The sequence below is a fragment of the Chthoniobacterales bacterium genome, from assembly GCA_035274845.1.
GTDB lineage: Bacteria > Verrucomicrobiota > Verrucomicrobiia > Chthoniobacterales > UBA10450 > AV80.
Window position 1 is genome coordinate 230,315 of the sequence record DATENU010000009.1, and the last position, 16,855, is coordinate 247,169.

Annotated in this window: 12 protein-coding genes; 7 read left to right on the forward strand and 5 right to left on the reverse strand. The window is 60.6% G+C overall.

Annotated features, from left to right (window positions below; all coding sequences use genetic code 11):
• Positions 1–7: 7 nt before the first annotated feature.
• Positions 8–1,762 carry a glycosyltransferase family 39 protein gene (locus tag VJU77_04650; protein ID HKP02635.1) on the reverse strand — a complete coding sequence of 585 codons (1,755 nt, stop codon included), beginning with the start codon at positions 1,760–1,762 and terminating at the stop codon, positions 8–10.
• Between the two features lie 67 nt (positions 1,763–1,829).
• Between VJU77_04650 and VJU77_04655 the strand changes: the two genes are divergently transcribed.
• On the forward strand, positions 1,830–2,231 hold the full coding sequence (locus VJU77_04655; GenBank protein HKP02636.1) for a hypothetical protein: 402 nt from the start codon (positions 1,830–1,832) through the stop codon (positions 2,229–2,231).
• On the opposite strand, the gene VJU77_04660 is transcribed toward VJU77_04655, so the two are convergent.
• The gene (locus VJU77_04660) at positions 2,212–3,414 is read right to left on the reverse strand and encodes a hypothetical protein (protein HKP02637.1); all 1,203 of its coding nucleotides are present in this window, start codon (positions 3,412–3,414) and stop codon (positions 2,212–2,214) included. The two genes, VJU77_04655 and VJU77_04660, sit on opposite strands and share 20 nt — an antisense overlap.
• A gap of 150 nt (positions 3,415–3,564) precedes the next feature.
• On the opposite strand from VJU77_04660, the gene VJU77_04665 reads away from it, so the two are divergent.
• Genes VJU77_04665 through VJU77_04685 form a run of 5 tightly spaced genes read left to right on the forward strand, consistent with a single transcriptional unit; the run spans position 3,565 to position 9,180 of the window.
• Positions 3,565–4,611: a glycosyltransferase family 4 protein gene (locus VJU77_04665; GenBank protein ID HKP02638.1), complete on the forward strand. Its 1,047-nt coding sequence runs from the start codon at positions 3,565–3,567 to the stop codon at positions 4,609–4,611.
• Positions 4,608–5,927, forward strand: coding sequence for a glycosyltransferase (locus VJU77_04670; protein HKP02639.1), 1,320 nt, complete (start codon positions 4,608–4,610; stop codon positions 5,925–5,927). Before VJU77_04665 ends, VJU77_04670 begins: the two co-directional genes overlap by 4 nt.
• Before the next feature lie 12 nt (positions 5,928–5,939).
• Positions 5,940–6,599, forward strand: a complete 660-nt coding sequence (locus VJU77_04675; protein ID HKP02640.1) for a hypothetical protein — start codon at positions 5,940–5,942, stop codon at positions 6,597–6,599.
• Positions 6,596–7,930, forward strand: coding sequence for a methyltransferase domain-containing protein (locus VJU77_04680; protein HKP02641.1), 1,335 nt, complete (start codon positions 6,596–6,598; stop codon positions 7,928–7,930). Before VJU77_04675 ends, VJU77_04680 begins: the two co-directional genes overlap by 4 nt.
• A complete protein-coding gene (locus tag VJU77_04685) occupies positions 7,927–9,180 on the forward strand; it encodes a methyltransferase domain-containing protein (protein HKP02642.1) in 1,254 nt (417 codons plus the stop codon). Before VJU77_04680 ends, VJU77_04685 begins: the two co-directional genes overlap by 4 nt.
• Here VJU77_04685 and VJU77_04690 read toward each other — a convergent pair.
• Both VJU77_04690 and VJU77_04695 read right to left on the reverse strand, forming a co-directional pair.
• Positions 9,149–9,922 carry a methyltransferase domain-containing protein gene (locus VJU77_04690; GenBank protein HKP02643.1) on the reverse strand — a complete coding sequence of 258 codons (774 nt, stop codon included), beginning with the start codon at positions 9,920–9,922 and terminating at the stop codon, positions 9,149–9,151. The genes VJU77_04685 and VJU77_04690 overlap by 32 nt on opposite strands.
• Entirely contained in the window at positions 9,919–12,891 is a 2,973-nt protein-coding gene (locus VJU77_04695) for a YfhO family protein (GenBank protein ID HKP02644.1), read from the reverse strand. Before VJU77_04695 ends, VJU77_04690 begins: the two co-directional genes overlap by 4 nt.
• A 23-nt stretch (positions 12,892–12,914) precedes the next feature.
• Between VJU77_04695 and VJU77_04700 the strand changes: the two genes are divergently transcribed.
• Complete coding sequence (locus VJU77_04700; GenBank protein ID HKP02645.1) at positions 12,915–14,816, forward strand: glycosyltransferase family 39 protein; 1,902 nt, start codon at positions 12,915–12,917, stop codon at positions 14,814–14,816.
• A 1-nt stretch (position 14,817) separates the two neighbouring features.
• Here VJU77_04700 and VJU77_04705 read toward each other — a convergent pair whose 3' ends face one another.
• Positions 14,818–16,788: a glycosyltransferase family 4 protein gene (locus VJU77_04705; GenBank protein HKP02646.1), complete on the reverse strand. Its 1,971-nt coding sequence runs from the start codon at positions 16,786–16,788 to the stop codon at positions 14,818–14,820.
• Positions 16,789–16,855 lie beyond the last annotated feature (67 nt).

Consider the following 16,855-nt stretch of genomic DNA (forward strand, 5'->3'; position numbering starts at 1 on the left):
CACCGCGTTAGTTCCCGTCCCGAAAGACGTAGATCGAGTTTCCGATGATCGCTTCGGGCTTCCTCTTTCGATAAGAATCAAAAGTGTTCACCCGAGTTTCTTCGGAGACGCGTTGGCCGCCAGTTTCGTAGGGCGGAACGGTCGAACCATTGAGAAAACTGGCGCCGAGGGCGGTGTAGCGCGGAGGCGGATCCGGGATCGGCCCCAGCGCGTCGACGTAATTAACCTGATAAAAATCGAGGGTAGCGAAAGCACCAAGGAGGAGGCCGCGGACGCGATTCTCGCCGTGATCCCGCAGCCAGGCGGCGAGATCTTTGGCGTCATCGCCCCACTCAACATTTGAGTCCGAAAGATACCACCAATGGGGACGGGGCGAAGCAAGCTGGTTCATGTAGGGGAGGTAATTCGGATAGGCCCGCGCCGTTTCGAAGCAGATCCAGGCGAGCGCGACGATGGCCGCCGCTCTGCCGAGGAAGCGGCCGATATGGGATGGGCGATTACCTAAAAGGAAATCGAGGAGCGCCGCGGAAAGGATCGCGAGAAAAGTGTAACCAGGGAGGTAATAACGCACGCCGATGTTGATCGGGCTGTTCAGCATCAACGCGGTGTAAAGAAGGAAAGGAACGAGCAGGAAAAGCCATCGCCATTCGTGTCGGCGGATAACGCGAATGGCGGCCCAGAGGATGGACGTCACCGAAAGAACCAGGAATGGAATGGTAGCTTTAAAGGCAAAGGCTACGGGGAAATAATACCACCATCCCCGGTCGGAAAACATTCCCAGCAAGCCTGCGGAATGGCCGACTCGAGTGTGATGGAGCTGCCAGTAAATTCCCATGATCAGGTCGGTAGGCAGCAGCCATCGCCCGACCCGAACTGCAATCGTGAAAAGGCCGGAGGAACCAGAAAACGCGTCGCCGATCCATTTCAGCTCGCCCGGGGTTGGCGCGTGGTTGTGAAAGAAGTAAGCGGCATTCACAACCAGGAAAAAGACAGCAGCGGTGACCGCGCCATCCCGAATCAGGCTCGGCCGGCGAGCTCGCGGCCAGCAAAACAGGAGAACTACGAACAGGGCAAAGATCGCCGGACCGAGGACGAGCATCGAATATTTAGCCAGCAGTGCCACCGCCGCTGCGCTGCCCAGAAAACAGGCATGCTTCCAACCGGGCGCGCGGAGGTATTTCCAGATCGCATAGACGGTGAGCAGCAGTCCGAACGCCGCCGGAATGTCGGTCTGCACAATTCGTCCGTGAGCCAGAATGGTTGGCTCCAAAGTAAAAAGAGCCAACGCCAGAAGGGCGACCCGCCCACCGAATAATTCACGGGCGAAGGCAAAAACGAGGACGCCGAGAGCAAGAGTGAGCGCGATCATTGGCAGCCGCGACCAAAACGAGATCGCTTCGAAGCGGGGGCGATTGTCCTGCCAGAAATGGATAACGTAGCCCCATTCATTTTGATCCTGGCGACCGGCTGGATCGATCTTTTCCGGCTTCCATTCGTTGGGCTGAAGAAACAGGAGCGGCAACCCGGCTAGGAGCTTAACCAGGGGCGGATGCTGACCGATGAGATTCACACTTGGATCAACCCAGTGATAATAAGCCGACGGGATGAGCACGACCTCATCGGTGGTGATGCTTTTGCGGAGCGTGACCGAGATGAGGTTGACCGCCGTCACGAGCAGGATCACAGCGGCCGCCAACTCAAACTTGTAATGAGTCCACCGGCGGACTGGCTGGTCGGAGTGCAGGCCATTCACGGCCGGCATCTTATTGCACCCGCGCCGGGCATAAACTTCTTTCTGTGCCCCGGGCGTCGTTGTAATCTGGCGCCCTATGCAGTCGCGCAGTCCAGAGCTATCGGCGGAGCAAATCTCCAAATGGATGCGAGAGGCGGCAAAACAGCCGCGGGCAACGCAAACGCAGGCTCAGCCTCATCTGCCGTCGTCCCCGGCGAGCCGGCACCCCGGGTTCGACTTTCGAAGCACCCGGCAGTCGCTGAACCGTGCGCGGGCCAAGAACGACATCGACACGATCAAGCCCTTGCGCAGGCTTCGCCGCAACCAGGGGGCAATCAACGAGGCCCTCGCCGATGCGTTGAGCGCATTGATCGCCGTGAACAAGCAAATGGCCGGAGAAATCACCGCGTTATCCGGCGAACTGTCCAGGCTTCGGGGAACGCTCGCAGCGAGCGATCTCTCCGATAATCGGGCCGAAGTCACGACAAGGCCAGGGTAAAATGAGCGGCGAAGAGAGCTGTCATCAGTCCAAACAGGACCAGGAAAATCGCGAAAACCATCTGGTGAACCTTCGGGCGTGAGGTCCAGGTGGCGAGCACCAGGTAAACGGGAAAGACAACCATCAGGTAGCGGGCTTGCGACTGGAGCAGACTCGAGGAGAGCGCCAAAAGCAGAGACAGGAGCGTGTAGGCACCAAGCGCGAACTGGCGTCGACTGACGAGCACCGCTCCGGCGAGCAACCCGAAGACTGCGGCCAGAAAATTCAGGAGCCGGAAATCCCAATGCGCCGCGATCTGGATCGGGTCGCGCAGATAATCATAGAGCGGTCGAAGGAAAAATCCCGATTGCCTGCCCCATACCGACATGGCGTCTCTAAACGCGAAGGGATTGCCGGTAATTACTTTCAGGTAAATCATGAAGCAGACCAGTCCGACAGGGACAAGCAGCAGCGCGAGAATCTCTTTGCGCAAAGGCCGAAGCGGACGGTGCGTCTGCCAGTAATGAATCGCGAGCGCCGGCAGCAATAACACGCCAGCCGTTCGGGTCGCTGAAGCAAAGGCGCCGCAAAGCCCGGCGAGCCACCATCGTTCCCGCTTCGCGAAGTAAAAGCTCGTTACCGTCAGCATGAGAAAAAGCGCTTCGGTGAGGGGGAGAGAAAAGAAATAGCTCGTGGGAAAAAAAGCCAGGTAGGTAACGCAACGGTCGGCGGCGTCCGCGGTTAACCCCCAATTGAGGCAGAGACGATGCAGGAGAAAGAGCCCGAACAAAAAGAAGAGATGCGAAAGCCCCATCCCGGTCAGGACAAATTCGCCCGTCAGGCGAGATATTAGGTGCAGGATCATCGGGAAGAGCGGAAAGAAAGCCCAGTTGCGGTGCACATCCGCGCGAAATGGTCCCGGGTGATAACCGTGTTCGGCGATACCGACCGACCAGTTCACATCGGCGGTCAAGACTTCCCCACGCAGGACGTGGGTGGGCGCCCGGTGGGCTGAGATCGTTGCATCAGTATGGCCGGGATAGAAGTCCGGCGCCGATTTCATCCATCCAACACCCAGGAAAATCATGAGGACGATGATTCGCGAGAGAATACCGAAGAAGAGGGCTGCCCGGACACTGCGGTCACGAAACAGGCGGCGAATCCTTGCGGCAAAGCCGGTTGAAGGTGAGTCCTCGCTTTTCATTTTTCCGGGAATAGATCGGTGACCCGGCTAAGCGGATTTACTCGACGGCTCAAAGCGCCTTTGTCTTACAGAAACAACCCGTAAGCTCAAGCAAAGCCTGAGGTCTTCACCGTCGTTTGACCTCGCCGGATGTAATGCCAGCCTTACGCCGTGCGGATTGTTATTGCCACGGTCCAAGTGCCTTTTGTCTCAGGAGGAGCTGAGTCTCACGCCGCGGGACTGAAATCGGCGCTGGAACGGGAGGGACACGAAGCGGAGATCGTCACCGTTCCGTATAACCCTGCGGTGCCAGAGCGCATAGCCGATCAAATGCTGGCGTGCCGGCTTCTCGATCTGACCGAAATCCACGGGACGCGAGTGGATCGCCTGATCGGCCTGAAATTCCCAGCTTACCTGATTCCCCATCCGCACAAGGTGGTCTGGGTATTGCACCAGCATCGCGCGGCCTACGACCTTTGGGATTATCCGTTCGAAGACCTGAGCGCGTCGCCGCGCGGCCTCATCGTACGCGAATCCATCCGGCGGGCCGACCAGTTATTGACCGAGGCGCATGCGGTGTTTGCCAACTCGAGAAACATTGCGAACCGGCTCGGCCATTTTTGCGGAATTAACGCGACGCCTCTCTATCATCCGCCGCCGCACGCCGAAGACTTTTTCTGCGCGGACAAGATCGAGGATTATTTCTTCTTTCCCAGCCGGCTGTCGGCTTCCAAGCGGCAGAGCCTGGTCCTGGAAGCGCTCGCTTTGACCCGCGAAAAGGTAAAGGTCCGCTTCGCCGGCGTCGCCGACAGCGCGGAGTACGGCAAGCGGTTAAAACAGCTCGCGGCGAAATTGGGGGTGGAGGGCCGCGTCCAATGGCTGGGATACATCAGCCAGAAGGAGAAAGCGGAACACTACGCGCGCGCCCTGGCGGTGATCTTTCCCCCCGTGGATGAGGATTACGGTTATATCACGCTCGAAGCGATGCTCTCATCGAAAGCGGTCGTGACTTGCGAAGACTCCGGCGGGCCGATGGAATTTGTGGCGCCGCGGAAAACGGGAATGGTGACGAAGCCGACTCCGGCGGCGCTCGCCGAAGCGCTGGACGAGCTCTGGCAGGACCGGGCCGCGGCCGCCAAGCTGGGCCGGGCCGGACGCACGAGTTACGAGCGGCTCGGCTTATCCTGGAGCGAAGTCGTCAGGAAATTGCTGGCGTGAAACTGAATCTGTTTTCGCCGCTGCCGCCGACGCGTTCGGATATTGCGCGGCTGACTGTGCACATGCTGCCGGTGCTGGCCCAGGAGGCGGAGATCGTGGTCTGGTGCAGTGAACCGGAATGGAAATTTGACCCACCGCCGGGAGTCGTTGTTCGCCATTACGACTGGCAGCGCCCGCCCTGGCGCGAGATCAACCAGGCGGACGCGACGTTTTACCAGATGGGCAACGATCCGCGGTATCACGACGCGATCTGGCACCTGAGCCGGCAGCACCCAGGGATCGTGATCCTGCACGATTTGATGATGCAGCATTTCTTCTCGGGCCTCGTGTTTCACGATCGAGGGATGAATCGGCGCCAGTATCTGGAGCTCGTCGAACGCCACCATGGGATCAAGGGCCGGGTGCTGGCGGAAAAACATGTCCAGGGTTTGCTTAGCACCGAAGAGCTGGCGCAACGCTGTCCGCTAACCGAAGCCGCAACGGAAAACGCGCTCGCGGTCATCGTTCACTCGGCGGCGGCGTATGCGGCCCTGCCGGAAGATGCCTCTGTGGTGCTGCTGCCCTTGTGCGTTGGAATGGACATGCCGGTCCTGACTTCGCGATCACCGGCTGAGCCATATCGCCTGACCGTCTTTGGGTACCTCGGACCCAACCGCCAACTGCCGGTTCTCCTTCGGGCTCTCGCCTCCTTCCGGGAACGCGACCGGTTTCGTCTGGATGTCTTCGGGACGATGGCGGACGAGGAAAAAATGCATCAGCTCATCTGCCGGCTGGGCGTTTCGGACAGGGTCACGCTCCACGGGTTTGTAACGGGAAGTGCGATGGACAAGGCATTGCGCGAAAGCGACCTGGTGGCGAACCTGCGTAACCCGAGCATGGGCGAGGCTTCCGGCAGCCAGCTGCACCTCTGGCAATATGCCCTGCCGGCGCTGGTGACAAGGCACGCCTGGTACGCGGCCCTCCCGGAGGGGACCGTCGCGTTCGTTAGGCCGGAACATGAGGTGGAAGACATCCAGCAGCACCTGGCAGAGTTTCTCGCGAATCCGGAAGCTTATCGTGAGCTGGGCCGGAACGGACGCCGATATGTGGAGGAACATCATTCGATTCGAGGTTACGCGAGTGCCCTCCTGGAAGTGGCCGGGCGCGCGCCGGAATTCCAGGCGAAATGGATCGGACACGATCTCGCCCGGCGGAGCGCGACAACCATGAGCAGCTGGAGCGATGACTCAACCATTGGCCCTCTCTCGCTCGAAGTCGCGCGGCAGGTTAGGATGCTTACCGCCGGCGCATCGACAGAACCCGCGCCGGTGGGTTAAATGGAAACAGGTATGCCGGCCGAAGACCCATTCCGAGAGATCGACGAGCAGCTGGCTTCGCTGGCCGCCGCCTCGAAATCGCTCCGGGAGCAGCGGCCTTCCTGGCTCGACAATATTCTGCATCCCGGCCGGCAAGCGCGACGGGAAGCGGAGTTCGGTGCGTCGGTCGTGGCTGCTCTCAAAAAAACCGTGCATGCGGTTCAGGAAGCCCGGGCGGGGACGACCGAGGTCGAGCGAAGGCTCGCGGAGCTGCAAGGCGAACGGCTGGCGCGTTTCAAAAGCGATCTGGATCAATTGCGCGCGCATCAGGAACAGCTCACGCGCGAATCGGCTCGCACTGCCCAGAATTGGACCGATCGCGCCGCTGAGATTCGTCAGCAGGTCGAACAGCTTGCGCGGGAGCAAAAGGAGATCGCCAGCGGGCAGAGCGGGAGGATCGATCAAACCAGGAATGAACAGAGCGAAAAGATCGACCGGCTCATCGCCGCTCAGATTGACCTGGGCAATGAATTACGCGAACGGATCCAGCACCTCCTTGATGAGCAGCGGGTCGCGATCCGGCAGTTATCTTTGAAAGCGAGTGAAGACGCGGTCCTCTCTGACCGGGCGCGTCGAGCTGCCGAATTGAAAATGGACGAACTGGCCAAGCGCATTCCGCCTCCGCCGGCATGAGCACGCAAGGTTCCGACGCCAACCTGTATGCCCGCGCGGGGATAGAGGACGTCGCCGAGTTTTATCGGGACAAATTTGTCTCGAACGCGGTGCTGGACCATCGCTACTTCAAGCCGCTCGATCGCTTCGATCTGCGGTTCGCCCGGACGATGTGGATCTATGACAACGTGCGCGAAGGGAGTTCCCTCCTCGATCTCGGCTGCGGCGCCGGGATGCTGGCTTTGCTGAAACGAAAAGGGGTCGCGCTGACTGGGGTCGATCTTTCCGATGAATGTGTCGCCGCCGCCCGGCGCAACGGTTACGACGAAACCGTTCGCTCCGCCCTCGAGGCATTGCCATTCGACGACGCCTCCTTCGATTACGCCGTAAGCCTGGATGTGCTCGGACATATTCCGGCGGAGCAAAAGGACGCCGTGCTGGCCGAGATCAGGCGCGTGCTTCGCCCGGACGGCGTGACGATGCACGGCATCGAATGCACCGATCGGGCCGGGCGCCGGCGTTACGAGGAGATGTCGCCCGAAGAGCTGCGCCGTTTCATTGCGATCGATGGACACGTCGGCCTGGAACGGGAAGAGGAGCACGCGGCACGATTTCGGCGGTTCTTCGCCCATGTCGCCTGGGAACCGCGTTACGCGCTTTGCCTGAGCAGCGATGAATTTCTGAAGCAGGCCGATCGCTATGGCTTGCCCTTTGAAGACGATTTTCTCGAATATCTCCGCGGGCTTTCCTTCGCCGAACGCCGCGCCTTCGACTTGGCCATGGGTTATGTCTTCGCGAAAATCTCCGACCTGAACGTGCGGCTTCCGAGCAGCGGTCTCTACATGTTTCTCAAGGCTTCCAATGTTCCCCTCGGACCGTTCCATAACGAGCACCGCGACCGCCGGGACTTGCTCGAATTGAAGACCGCTGAGGGCGAAGATGAGGTCTGCCTCGATCGCGCGCCCCACGCGATCTTCGACGATGGCTGGTACGAACCGGACGACCTCCCGCCGGTCGCGCGCTGGTTGAGGAATCGGGGCCGGGTCCGTTTTCGAGCGCAGAAAGTGAAAACGATTCGACTCGACCTGACGACGCATCTGCCGGACCTGGGCGAGCGCAGAATGGGGCTCACGTTTTCCCTGAACGGCGCGCCGCTCGCCGCCTGCACTCTTTTCCGCTACGGCTGGGTCGAGCTGGAGTTTCGGCTGGCTGAGCCCGTGATGGCAAAGAACGGCGAGCTGTTTGAATTGGAAATTACCGCGGACCAAACCTGGCAGCCGCGGCCCGGCGATCGGGAGAGCCGGGACGATCGTTCAATTTCGATCGCGGTCTGCAACCTTCGTTATTCGTGAATCCCTCCCGTGACCCCGGCCGCTCTCCAAAGCTCGAGGGCATCGATTACAAAAAGGCGGCGATCGATTATCCCTCGAAGCTTTCGCCGGAGCGGTTGCATCATTTGCGGACGAAGCCGTTTTACAATCTCGCGAACAAGCTGCCGAAGTTCGCCGGCCATGGGATGGATATCGAAACCCAGCGGCATTTTTGCGACTTCGCGAACATGGCAGTCGCGCTCGATCTTCCGGCCGGGGCGCGAATTCTCGACGCCGCCTGCGGCTCCGGGTGGCTGAGTGAATATTTCGCCCGGCTTGGTTACGACGTGACCGGCATCGATATCAGTCCCGATCTCGTTCAGATTTCCCAGGACCGGATCCGCGCGCTGCCGCCAAACATCGATCATGAAACCCCGATCCGCTGCCGGTTTCTGGTCCACGACATCGAGCTCGGTCCGCTCAATGAGAAGTTTGACGCCATTGTCTGCTACGACGCGATGCATCATCTCGACGATGCGCGCAGCGCCATCCGGCATCTCGCCGCCATGCTTCCACGCGGTGGCCTCTTTTTCGTGCTCGAAGGAAACCGGCCCGCGGCCGGCTCCGCGGGCCAGGCGGAATTGATCGAGGTGATGCAGAAATTTGGGACGCTGGAATCGCCATTTGATCGCGAATATCTGGGACAACTCCTCGACGAGGCCGGATTCGCGATCGCGGGAGACTACGTGAGCGTGAACGGTTTGTTCGATCGCGAAGCCGTCGATGAAAATGGGCGGCTGCGCGTCGATGTGCCGTCGATCAATTATCTCCTGTGCAAGAAGGTCTCGGAAGGACCGCCGGCGTCGACCGTGCCGGACAGCCGCGCGCCGGGAATATTGCGGGCCGAGATCACTTTGCAGTCGAACCGGCAGCTAAGGGTTGCCCCGGGCGAGTGTTTCAGGGCGCAACTCCTGGTGCGAAACACGGGCGACACTCTCTGGCTGGGTGGCGGCATCGTCCGGCGCGGCGGCGTGATGCTCGGGGTGAAGATTTTAGACGAGACAGGAAAACTCCGGGAAGAATTTCATGGCGAACCTTCACTGCCGAGGGCGGTGGGACCCGGGGAGTCGTGCGAGGTGACGATCGAACATGCGTCGCCGCGCGCCACCGGTCGATACCAGGTGAAAGTCGACCTGGTCGATCAGCACATCAGCTGGTTTGAGGAGCGCGGTTCCGTGCCGCTCGAGTTCTCGCTGGAGGTCAGCCAGAGCGGCGGGCCGCGACGATCGTAAAGCGCTCTTCGTCTCGATCGCCGTACATGTAACGATAGTGCGAGCGGCTCACCTTTTCGATTTCAAAGCCGAGCATCCCGAACACTTCCCGAAAAACGCCCAGGGAATAGGTCCACCAGGTGAAGTCAGCGTCCGGCCGGCTCGCTCGTCCTTCGAAGCGGGCCATCGGTTCGTCGCCCTCCAGGAGTGGCGTGACGACAACGATTCGCTCTTTGGTCAGGCGAGCGACCGAGCCGAGGGCGGTGACCGGATCGCTCAGGTGTTCCAGGACTGAACCGATGATGGCGATATCGAAATTCCCAAGCGCCTGAGGCAGACGGTAAATGTCGCCATAGAAAACTTCTGCGTTCGAGTGGAGCAGGCGATGGCTTAGCCAATACGCGTTTTTCCAGCGCTCGATCTCGGCGCGGTATTCTCGCGCCCATTGCGCGTGGTCCCGGTAATACGGCTTCTGGTGGAAGGGGAGAAACTTTTGCTCCGCGCCATCCTGCTGGTCGAACGAAACGACGCGGGCGGCGCCGCGCTTTTCCGCTTCGAAACTGAGGAAACCGGTCGCGGTCCCGACATCGAGGACTGATTTTCCACGGAGATCGACGCCGCCGACGTAATCGCCGAAACGCCCCCGCAGATCCCAGTGCGCCGGAACAAGCCCAAAGCCCGGCAGTTCCATCGCGTGGTAAAAGAAGCAATCCTCCAGGCGTTCGATGAAACGAGGAGGCGCGAACAATTGATCGGTGCTCATGGCTGAGTTTCGCGTCGCCGGCTGATCATCCACCAGAGTAATAGCACCAGCGCTGCGCCGGATACGAGCAGCCCAAATAGGAATGACCTCGGCCGATAGGAAAAGACAACGCTGTGTTTTCCCGCGGGAAGGGCTACGGCACGCTGGTTGAAATTCGCCCGGACGATTGCCGAGCGCCGGCCATCCACTTCCGCGCGCCATCCGGGATAATAATTGTCCGCGAGGACGAGAAGCGATGGCGTGAGCGATTCGGTGGATATCTCGACGCGATTCGGCGCGCGCCGTGTCACCTCCGCGCGGCCGGGCGGCTGCTTTTCTTTGGGGAAGGCAACGCCGGTCGCGCGCTCGACGAGCGCTTCCGCGAGCGGCTCCCACTTCGTTTCCGCGGGAGTCTTTCCGGTGCGAATGATCTCGAGCTGTTGCGAATCAGGAACGACGCGCTCGCTGTTCACCAGCCAGGTCCTCGGCAGAGAGCGGCTGTTTTCGAAAATCGCCACCGGTCCAAGATCGACGACATGTTTCCAGCGAGCGACGGCTTCCGCGGCGTTCGGTGCGGTCCGAGGCTGGGAGTTCTTGAGTGTGACCCACTCTTTTTGAATGGCGCGGGCGCTGTCGCCGTTAATCAGCGACATTCGGCCGATATTTAGGGAGAGCCGAGGCGCTTCTTCGACCGCCGCGAAAGTAATCTCGCCGCCGACGACAGCGACCACATCCGTGAGCTCGAACGCAGCCACAAAATCATGGTCTTCGAATTTCGACTCCGCATTCTCGACGACGTAGCTGGTGGCGACCGGCGCTCGCTTATGCTTGATCCGCGCTCTTATGTCGTCGCGATCGTACGCCCATTCCGAAGTGTGCTCGCCTGCGCGAAGCTCGAAGTCGACCGTTTTCCCATCCTGCGTGAAGAGTCGAATTTGAGCGACGACCGTTCCGTCGCCCGTGGTTTCCGACCAGGCGAGCGAGCTCGTCAGCGCGAACCAGCGCGTCTCGATAGGTGGGTTTTGGAAAAAGACCCGGTCCCCCGCCACAAGGCCAGGCAGTCCCAGGTTTCCCCGGGCGAACTTCTGGCCGCCGTAAGTCTCGCTCGCCGGAATTTCCGGCGCGGCCGGGAGCGATTGTTTTGTAGTCGGCGCCGCCGGCGACCGGACGAGGAGATATCGGATATTCAGCAGATCGAGCTCGCGACTCTCGCCCCGCAAGGTTCGTTCCGGGTCGGTAAGATCGCCCCAGACTTTCATGTCGCCGGCGAGCTGGCTGTAACGCCCAAGGCCGAATCCTTCATAACCGGCCGCATTTTCCCAGCCCCACATCGTGGAGATGTCCGGTTGAAGAGTCGGCAACCAGACTTCAACCGGCGCGGCGTAGGAAACCGGCTGCTCCGGGTCGAAAAGATGATCCTGGGTGAGGATTCGATACGGAGTGGCCTGACCGCTTCTTTCGTGTTCCCGAAGAAACTTGAAAGCGGCGGGTTCGCTCCAGAGTTCCGATCGCGCGGTGGGACTGGTGACACGCCATCCGCTAAATTGTCCCCACAGATTGAGATCGAGATACAAAACGGCGACGAGCAAAAGCGTGGTGGCGGTCCGCTGGCGGGAGAGGGCCAGCCAAAGCGCACCTCCGGCCAGGGCCGCGATCAATGGAGGCAGGAAAAGTTCAGGCGCGCGAAGGATGGTAACGGGTGCGTTCCGCGCCAGATGGAAGTTGGGCGGGCGACCGATGGTTATCGCAAGGCAGACGGCGAAAAACAAAACGGCGGAGATGAGACCAGCCCAACGCAGCGTCCGCGCTCGATCCGGCGTCGCTATTGCGACGGTCAGGCCGCGGCCGGCCAGGACAGCGAGGGCGAATTCCACCTCCATCAGGTGCCGAGCCGGAACGCGGAAAAGATTTAACGCCGGCACGAAATAGACGAGGCGGTTGAATTCGAAAGGCGCGTAACGGCCGAGCGCGAGAACGAGCCCGGCGACAACCACCACCGCCCAGAAAGTCGTTCGACCGTCGCGCTTCAGGATCAGGGCAAGCAGGGCGAGAGCGAGTGTGGCCAACCCGACATAACCGACATATTCGGCATAGAACGATGGTCCGACATAGGGCGCGCGGAAGAGAGCGCCGTCGCCGCCGCCGAGAACATACGGCGCGAAAAACGCCGCCAAAAATCGTCGCGGCATGCTGAAAGAGCTGAAGAAATCGTAGGAGGCTTCGGCGCGGAGGCTGTTTCGAAGCAATTCGAGAGTCGGCAGGATTTGAACTGCCGCGAGAGCCAGGCCGAGGGCGATCAGGAGGAGCGACCAAAGATAGGCGCGCGCGCGGAGGTATCGCCACATTACCAGGGCGTAGGCGGTCGCGAGAATGAGTCCGTAGATAAATGTTTGCTGGTGCCCGGCGAAACATTGCAGGGCCACGACGAGGGCGAGAAGAAAGCCGCGGCGCCGATCGCCGGTTTGCCCGTAACCGTCAACCGCCCAAAGCACCCATGGGAGGAACGCGGCAGTATGGACGATGTTTGTATGTCCGACCTGGCCCACCAGGAAGGCGCTGCCTTGCCAGACCAGGCTCGTTAGGCCGGCGCCTGCTTCACTCGAACCGCTGCGCCGCGCGTAAAGATAGGCGCCAAGCGCGGCAACCATGTAGCTCGAAAGCATCATGAGGTTCGTCGCCGCGCGGGGATCGCAAAAAATGTAGAACCAATTCAACGGAAAGAAGACCCCGGCCTGTGCCGCGCCCAGCAGCGGCATTCCACAAAAGATCGCGGGGTTCCAAAGCGGGACGGAGCCGGCGTGGATCTGGTTCGCGACCGCGACGCGAAACGGAATGTTCTGAATCACTCCGTCGTCCGGCGAAATAACGAGATGACCGCACGTCGCCGGCAGGAAATAAAGGAGGGGGAGGAGAGTGACGACGGTGGCGAAAATGGCGCCCCGGGTGCGAAGGCGACCGCTTATCGACGTTTTTTCTGGCGCTAAGTCCACGAGTAGGTTCAAGGATTTGGTTCGTGCAACCCGGAGTCAAGAACGCGAATCGCTGGCTGGCGGTTCTGCTCGCCCTGGCGCTCGTCGCGGCGGGACTCTGCTTTGTCCGAATCACGAAGAATCCGCCAGGTTTTTACATCGACGAATCGTCCGTGGCCTACAACGCCCATACGATCGCGCGGAGCGGTTGCGATGAAAACGGCGTTCGCTGGCCGCTCTATTTTCGCGCCTTCGGAGACTTCAAGAACCCGGTTTATGTTTATTTGCTGGCGGGATTGTTTCGGCTGACGGGGCCGAGCATTCTGGTGGCGCGCCTGCTCAGCGGCATTTCTGTCGTAGCCGCGGCCGTTACCCTGGGCTGGCTTGCCTTGCGGCTGACTCGAACGCGGGCCGCGGCGCTGCTCGCTGTCATCTTCGCTCTCATTACTCCGTGGTTCTTCGAGCTCGGACATGTTGTGATGGAAGTGGCCCTTTATCCTTTGGCGATCGCTTTGTTCCTGGTTTGCGTGCAACGCGCCAGCGAGAAGGAACGTTGGGGGACGGTCGATGTCGTCTCGCTGGCAGCCGCTCTGGCTGTTCTCACCTACAGCTATTCGATTGGGCGCCTGTTCGCGCCGTTCCTCGCGCTCGGCCTTGGAATTTTTTGGACGAAGCAACGAGGGCGGGGTGTGGTGGCGGCGTGGTGTGTTTATGCCGTCCTGGTGTCCCCGATTTACATTTTCTCGATCCAACACCCCGGCGCGCTGACGGAAAGATTCGGCATCGTTACCTATCTCAACCCGGAGCTCGGCCTCGCCGAAACCGCATTCGAATTCGCGAAGCATTATCTTCGAAACCTGAATCCGTGGAAACTTCTGGTTCGCGGCGATCCGAACCGCGACCAAATCGCGCACGTATTCGGCACCCCTCACTTCCTGGCGCCCCTGTTCGTGTTCTCTCTGGTGGGATTAGCTCTGCTGGTCCGGCGGGCGAAAAACGAGGCGTGGGCGCGTTTTCTTCTTTACGGGTTCGCGGTCGCGATCGTTCCCGCCTCCCTGACGAAGGAAGCGTTTCACATGCTGAGGCTCATCGCCGTGCCGGTGTTCCTGCTCGTCTTCGCCGTCGAAGGGGTCCGGTGGTTCCTTGCGAAAGCGGAGGCGATATTTTGGCGCACCGCCTTCGTTCTCCTCCTCGCTCTCACGGTGGCTGAAGCCGGATGGTTTCAATGGAAATACCAGCGCACGGCGAACACCGCACGCCGCGTCCATCTTTTCGACGCCGAATATCCGGCGAAGATCTTCGCGCCGGCGATCGCTTCCGGCGCCAACCCGATCTATCTCGCCGATGCGCTCTGGATCCCCGGGTACATCCAGGCTTACTGGCAGGCGACACTTCAGGGAATTGACCTTGCTCGTTTCCGGCGACTGCCGCCGGACGAGGCGCCACCGCTGGGGGCCTTGATGATCAGCACGGAGGAAAACTGTCCCGGATGCGAAATTCTAGCGGCGGTAAGACCTTACACCCTCGCCCTTGCGAAAGAGCCGCCCCAGACGCGGCCGCCGTTGCCGCCCGAAGGCTTCCGGGCCGAACTTTCAGTCGCGGTCCGTCCGTCCGTCGTTCGAGCAAAGAGGCAGACTGTGTTGCTGGTTCGCGTCAAAAATGTGAGCTCGGTGACGTGGCTGGCGCGCGAACGCGGCGGCAGCCCCCACCAGGTCAGTCTCGGCAATCACTGGCTCGATTCGTCCGGCAAGTCGGTGATCAACGACGATGCCCGCAGTGCCCTGCTTCGCGACCTGAAACCGGGCGAGTCCGTGGAGTTGCCGCTTACCGTCAATGCCCCGACGCCCGGAAGTTACCTTCTCGAGGTCGACATGCTTCAGGAGGGCGTGACTTGGTTCGGTCTGGTTGGATCGCAGACGGTGAAGATCCCGGTTGAAGTCCGGTAAATCAGCGCGCCAGGACTTTGAGGGCCGGTCGCGCCGGTTCCGCCGCGGGAGTGGACCGCGAAATCTCCGCACTGGCAAAGGCGGTGACATGGGAAAGTTGCTCGGCCATTCGTTCCCCCGCGGCTTTCAACGATAATTTTTCCTTCACTTCATCGCGACCCTTGGCGCCGAGAGCCTCGGCTTCGGCGCGATGATCGAAGCAGTATCGCATGTGGGCGGCTGCGTGTTCGACCGATGGCTCGGCCCAGTGATTGCCCTGCCGGTAGATCGGATTGTCGGCCGCGATTTCCGTGAACTTGTAATCGACCAGCAAACTGTTCCCCGGATGCATGAACGCGAGATTGCCGGAGTAATTGGTCGCCACCACCGGCTTGCCCATCAACATTGCTTCCGCCAAACAAAGACCGAACCCTTCCGCGCGATGGAGCGAGACGAAGCAATCGCACATCTCGATAAATCCATAGGCGCGGGCACGCGACAGAACTTCGTCCACCAAAATCACCCCGGCCTCCCGGGCCGCTTCCTCGAGTTGAGCAAATGCTTCCGGGTGCGACCGGCCGCGGCTGACTTTGATAACCAGCGTCGCTTTTTCCGATCGAGTGAAGGCCTTGCGAAAAGCCTCGATTACCGCCAGCGGATTTTTGCGCACCATCTGGCTGCACATGTCGAACATGAAGAGGAAAACGTAGTTGGCAGGAGGAATCCCGAGGTCGGCTTTCGCGACCGGCTCGATCTCGCTCAGCTCCACCCCCGGCAACACTTCATGGACCGGGAGCGGCATCCGATTCCGAAAAGCGTCCGCGACAAACTGGGTAGGCGCCCAGATGCAATCGAGCAGCGGCCGCAGTCCGACCCATTCTTCCGGAATCGCGTCCAGCTCCCAGGCCCAATAGGCGATGCGGTAAACGCCGGAGCGGCGGAGGATGCCGCCGCGTTCATAAGCGACGGAAAAATAGGGTTGCGGCGAGACATTGATGATCGTCACCGGAAAGACTTCGAGGCCGAGAAAGGGCGCGCGGTCTTCGACGTCGAAACAGGGAAACGCCGAGACGTCCCGGCAGGAAACGCGAAAGTCCGCCGCTTCGAGGGCGCGCTTGGTGAAGAGCGCGGCCTGCTGAATGCCGGAAGGATAACTGAAGTGGCTGAGAATATTCACTCCGCGCGGGACCTCGCCGTTCGCATCCCCGCCGGAGAAGCCATTCCGGACCGGGTGCAGAAGCATTTCCTCGGCGGCGGGCACGACGGCGTCGAGCGCACTGATGGAAGCGAACGGAGCGTATCCGGGAAATTCTTTTCGGAGCCAGGCGAGAAACTCTCCTTTCCCAGATGAGGTGGGGCCCTCGGGAAAGCGTTTTTGCCAGGCGAGATTAACGAGCCAGGTCTTGAAAACCATTTGCGGCACTTGCTCGGCGGTTTCGTGGAGGAACCAGAGAATCTCCGCCGCGCTCAGGTTGTGTTTCCCGCGTCCTTCGCGGAGCAGCCATCGCACGAATTTCTTTTGGCCAACTGGGAGCAGGCCGTGCGGAAAACGATCGCGCAGTTTTGGAGACCGAAGATAGAGCTCGAGGACGCGTTTGCCGGGATCGCTCCGAAAGGCCCGGCAAATATTTTCCACGGCGCGATGCGACAGGCCGAGCTTCGACGCGGCGTTGCTGCAAAGCCACTCGCAATAGGCCCCTTCTTCGCCGTCCGAGATCGCATTTGGAAAACGGCGTCGCAGTTTCCGGCTGTTGCGCAACATACCGGAAGCGAGCCGGGCAGCTCCGTCCACCGAACCTTCCGCGTCCGCCGGCGACCAGACATTAAGGTTCGGGCCTGATTGGTCGGCCGGAAAATGGAGGGCGTGGCGGCGATAGACGTCGAAGGTGTCAGCGCGCTGCATCGAGCGGTGCTTGGCGAACGGAAAAAGAATGTGGAGCAGCTTCAAGGGATCAGGGTTAAGGAGTTGGGCGTCGGTGAGCTGCCCCCGCATGCTCGCCAATTTCGCGCTGCCTGCAAGCAAAACGCCCCAGCCCGGCGAGCGAGCTGGGGCGAAAGGT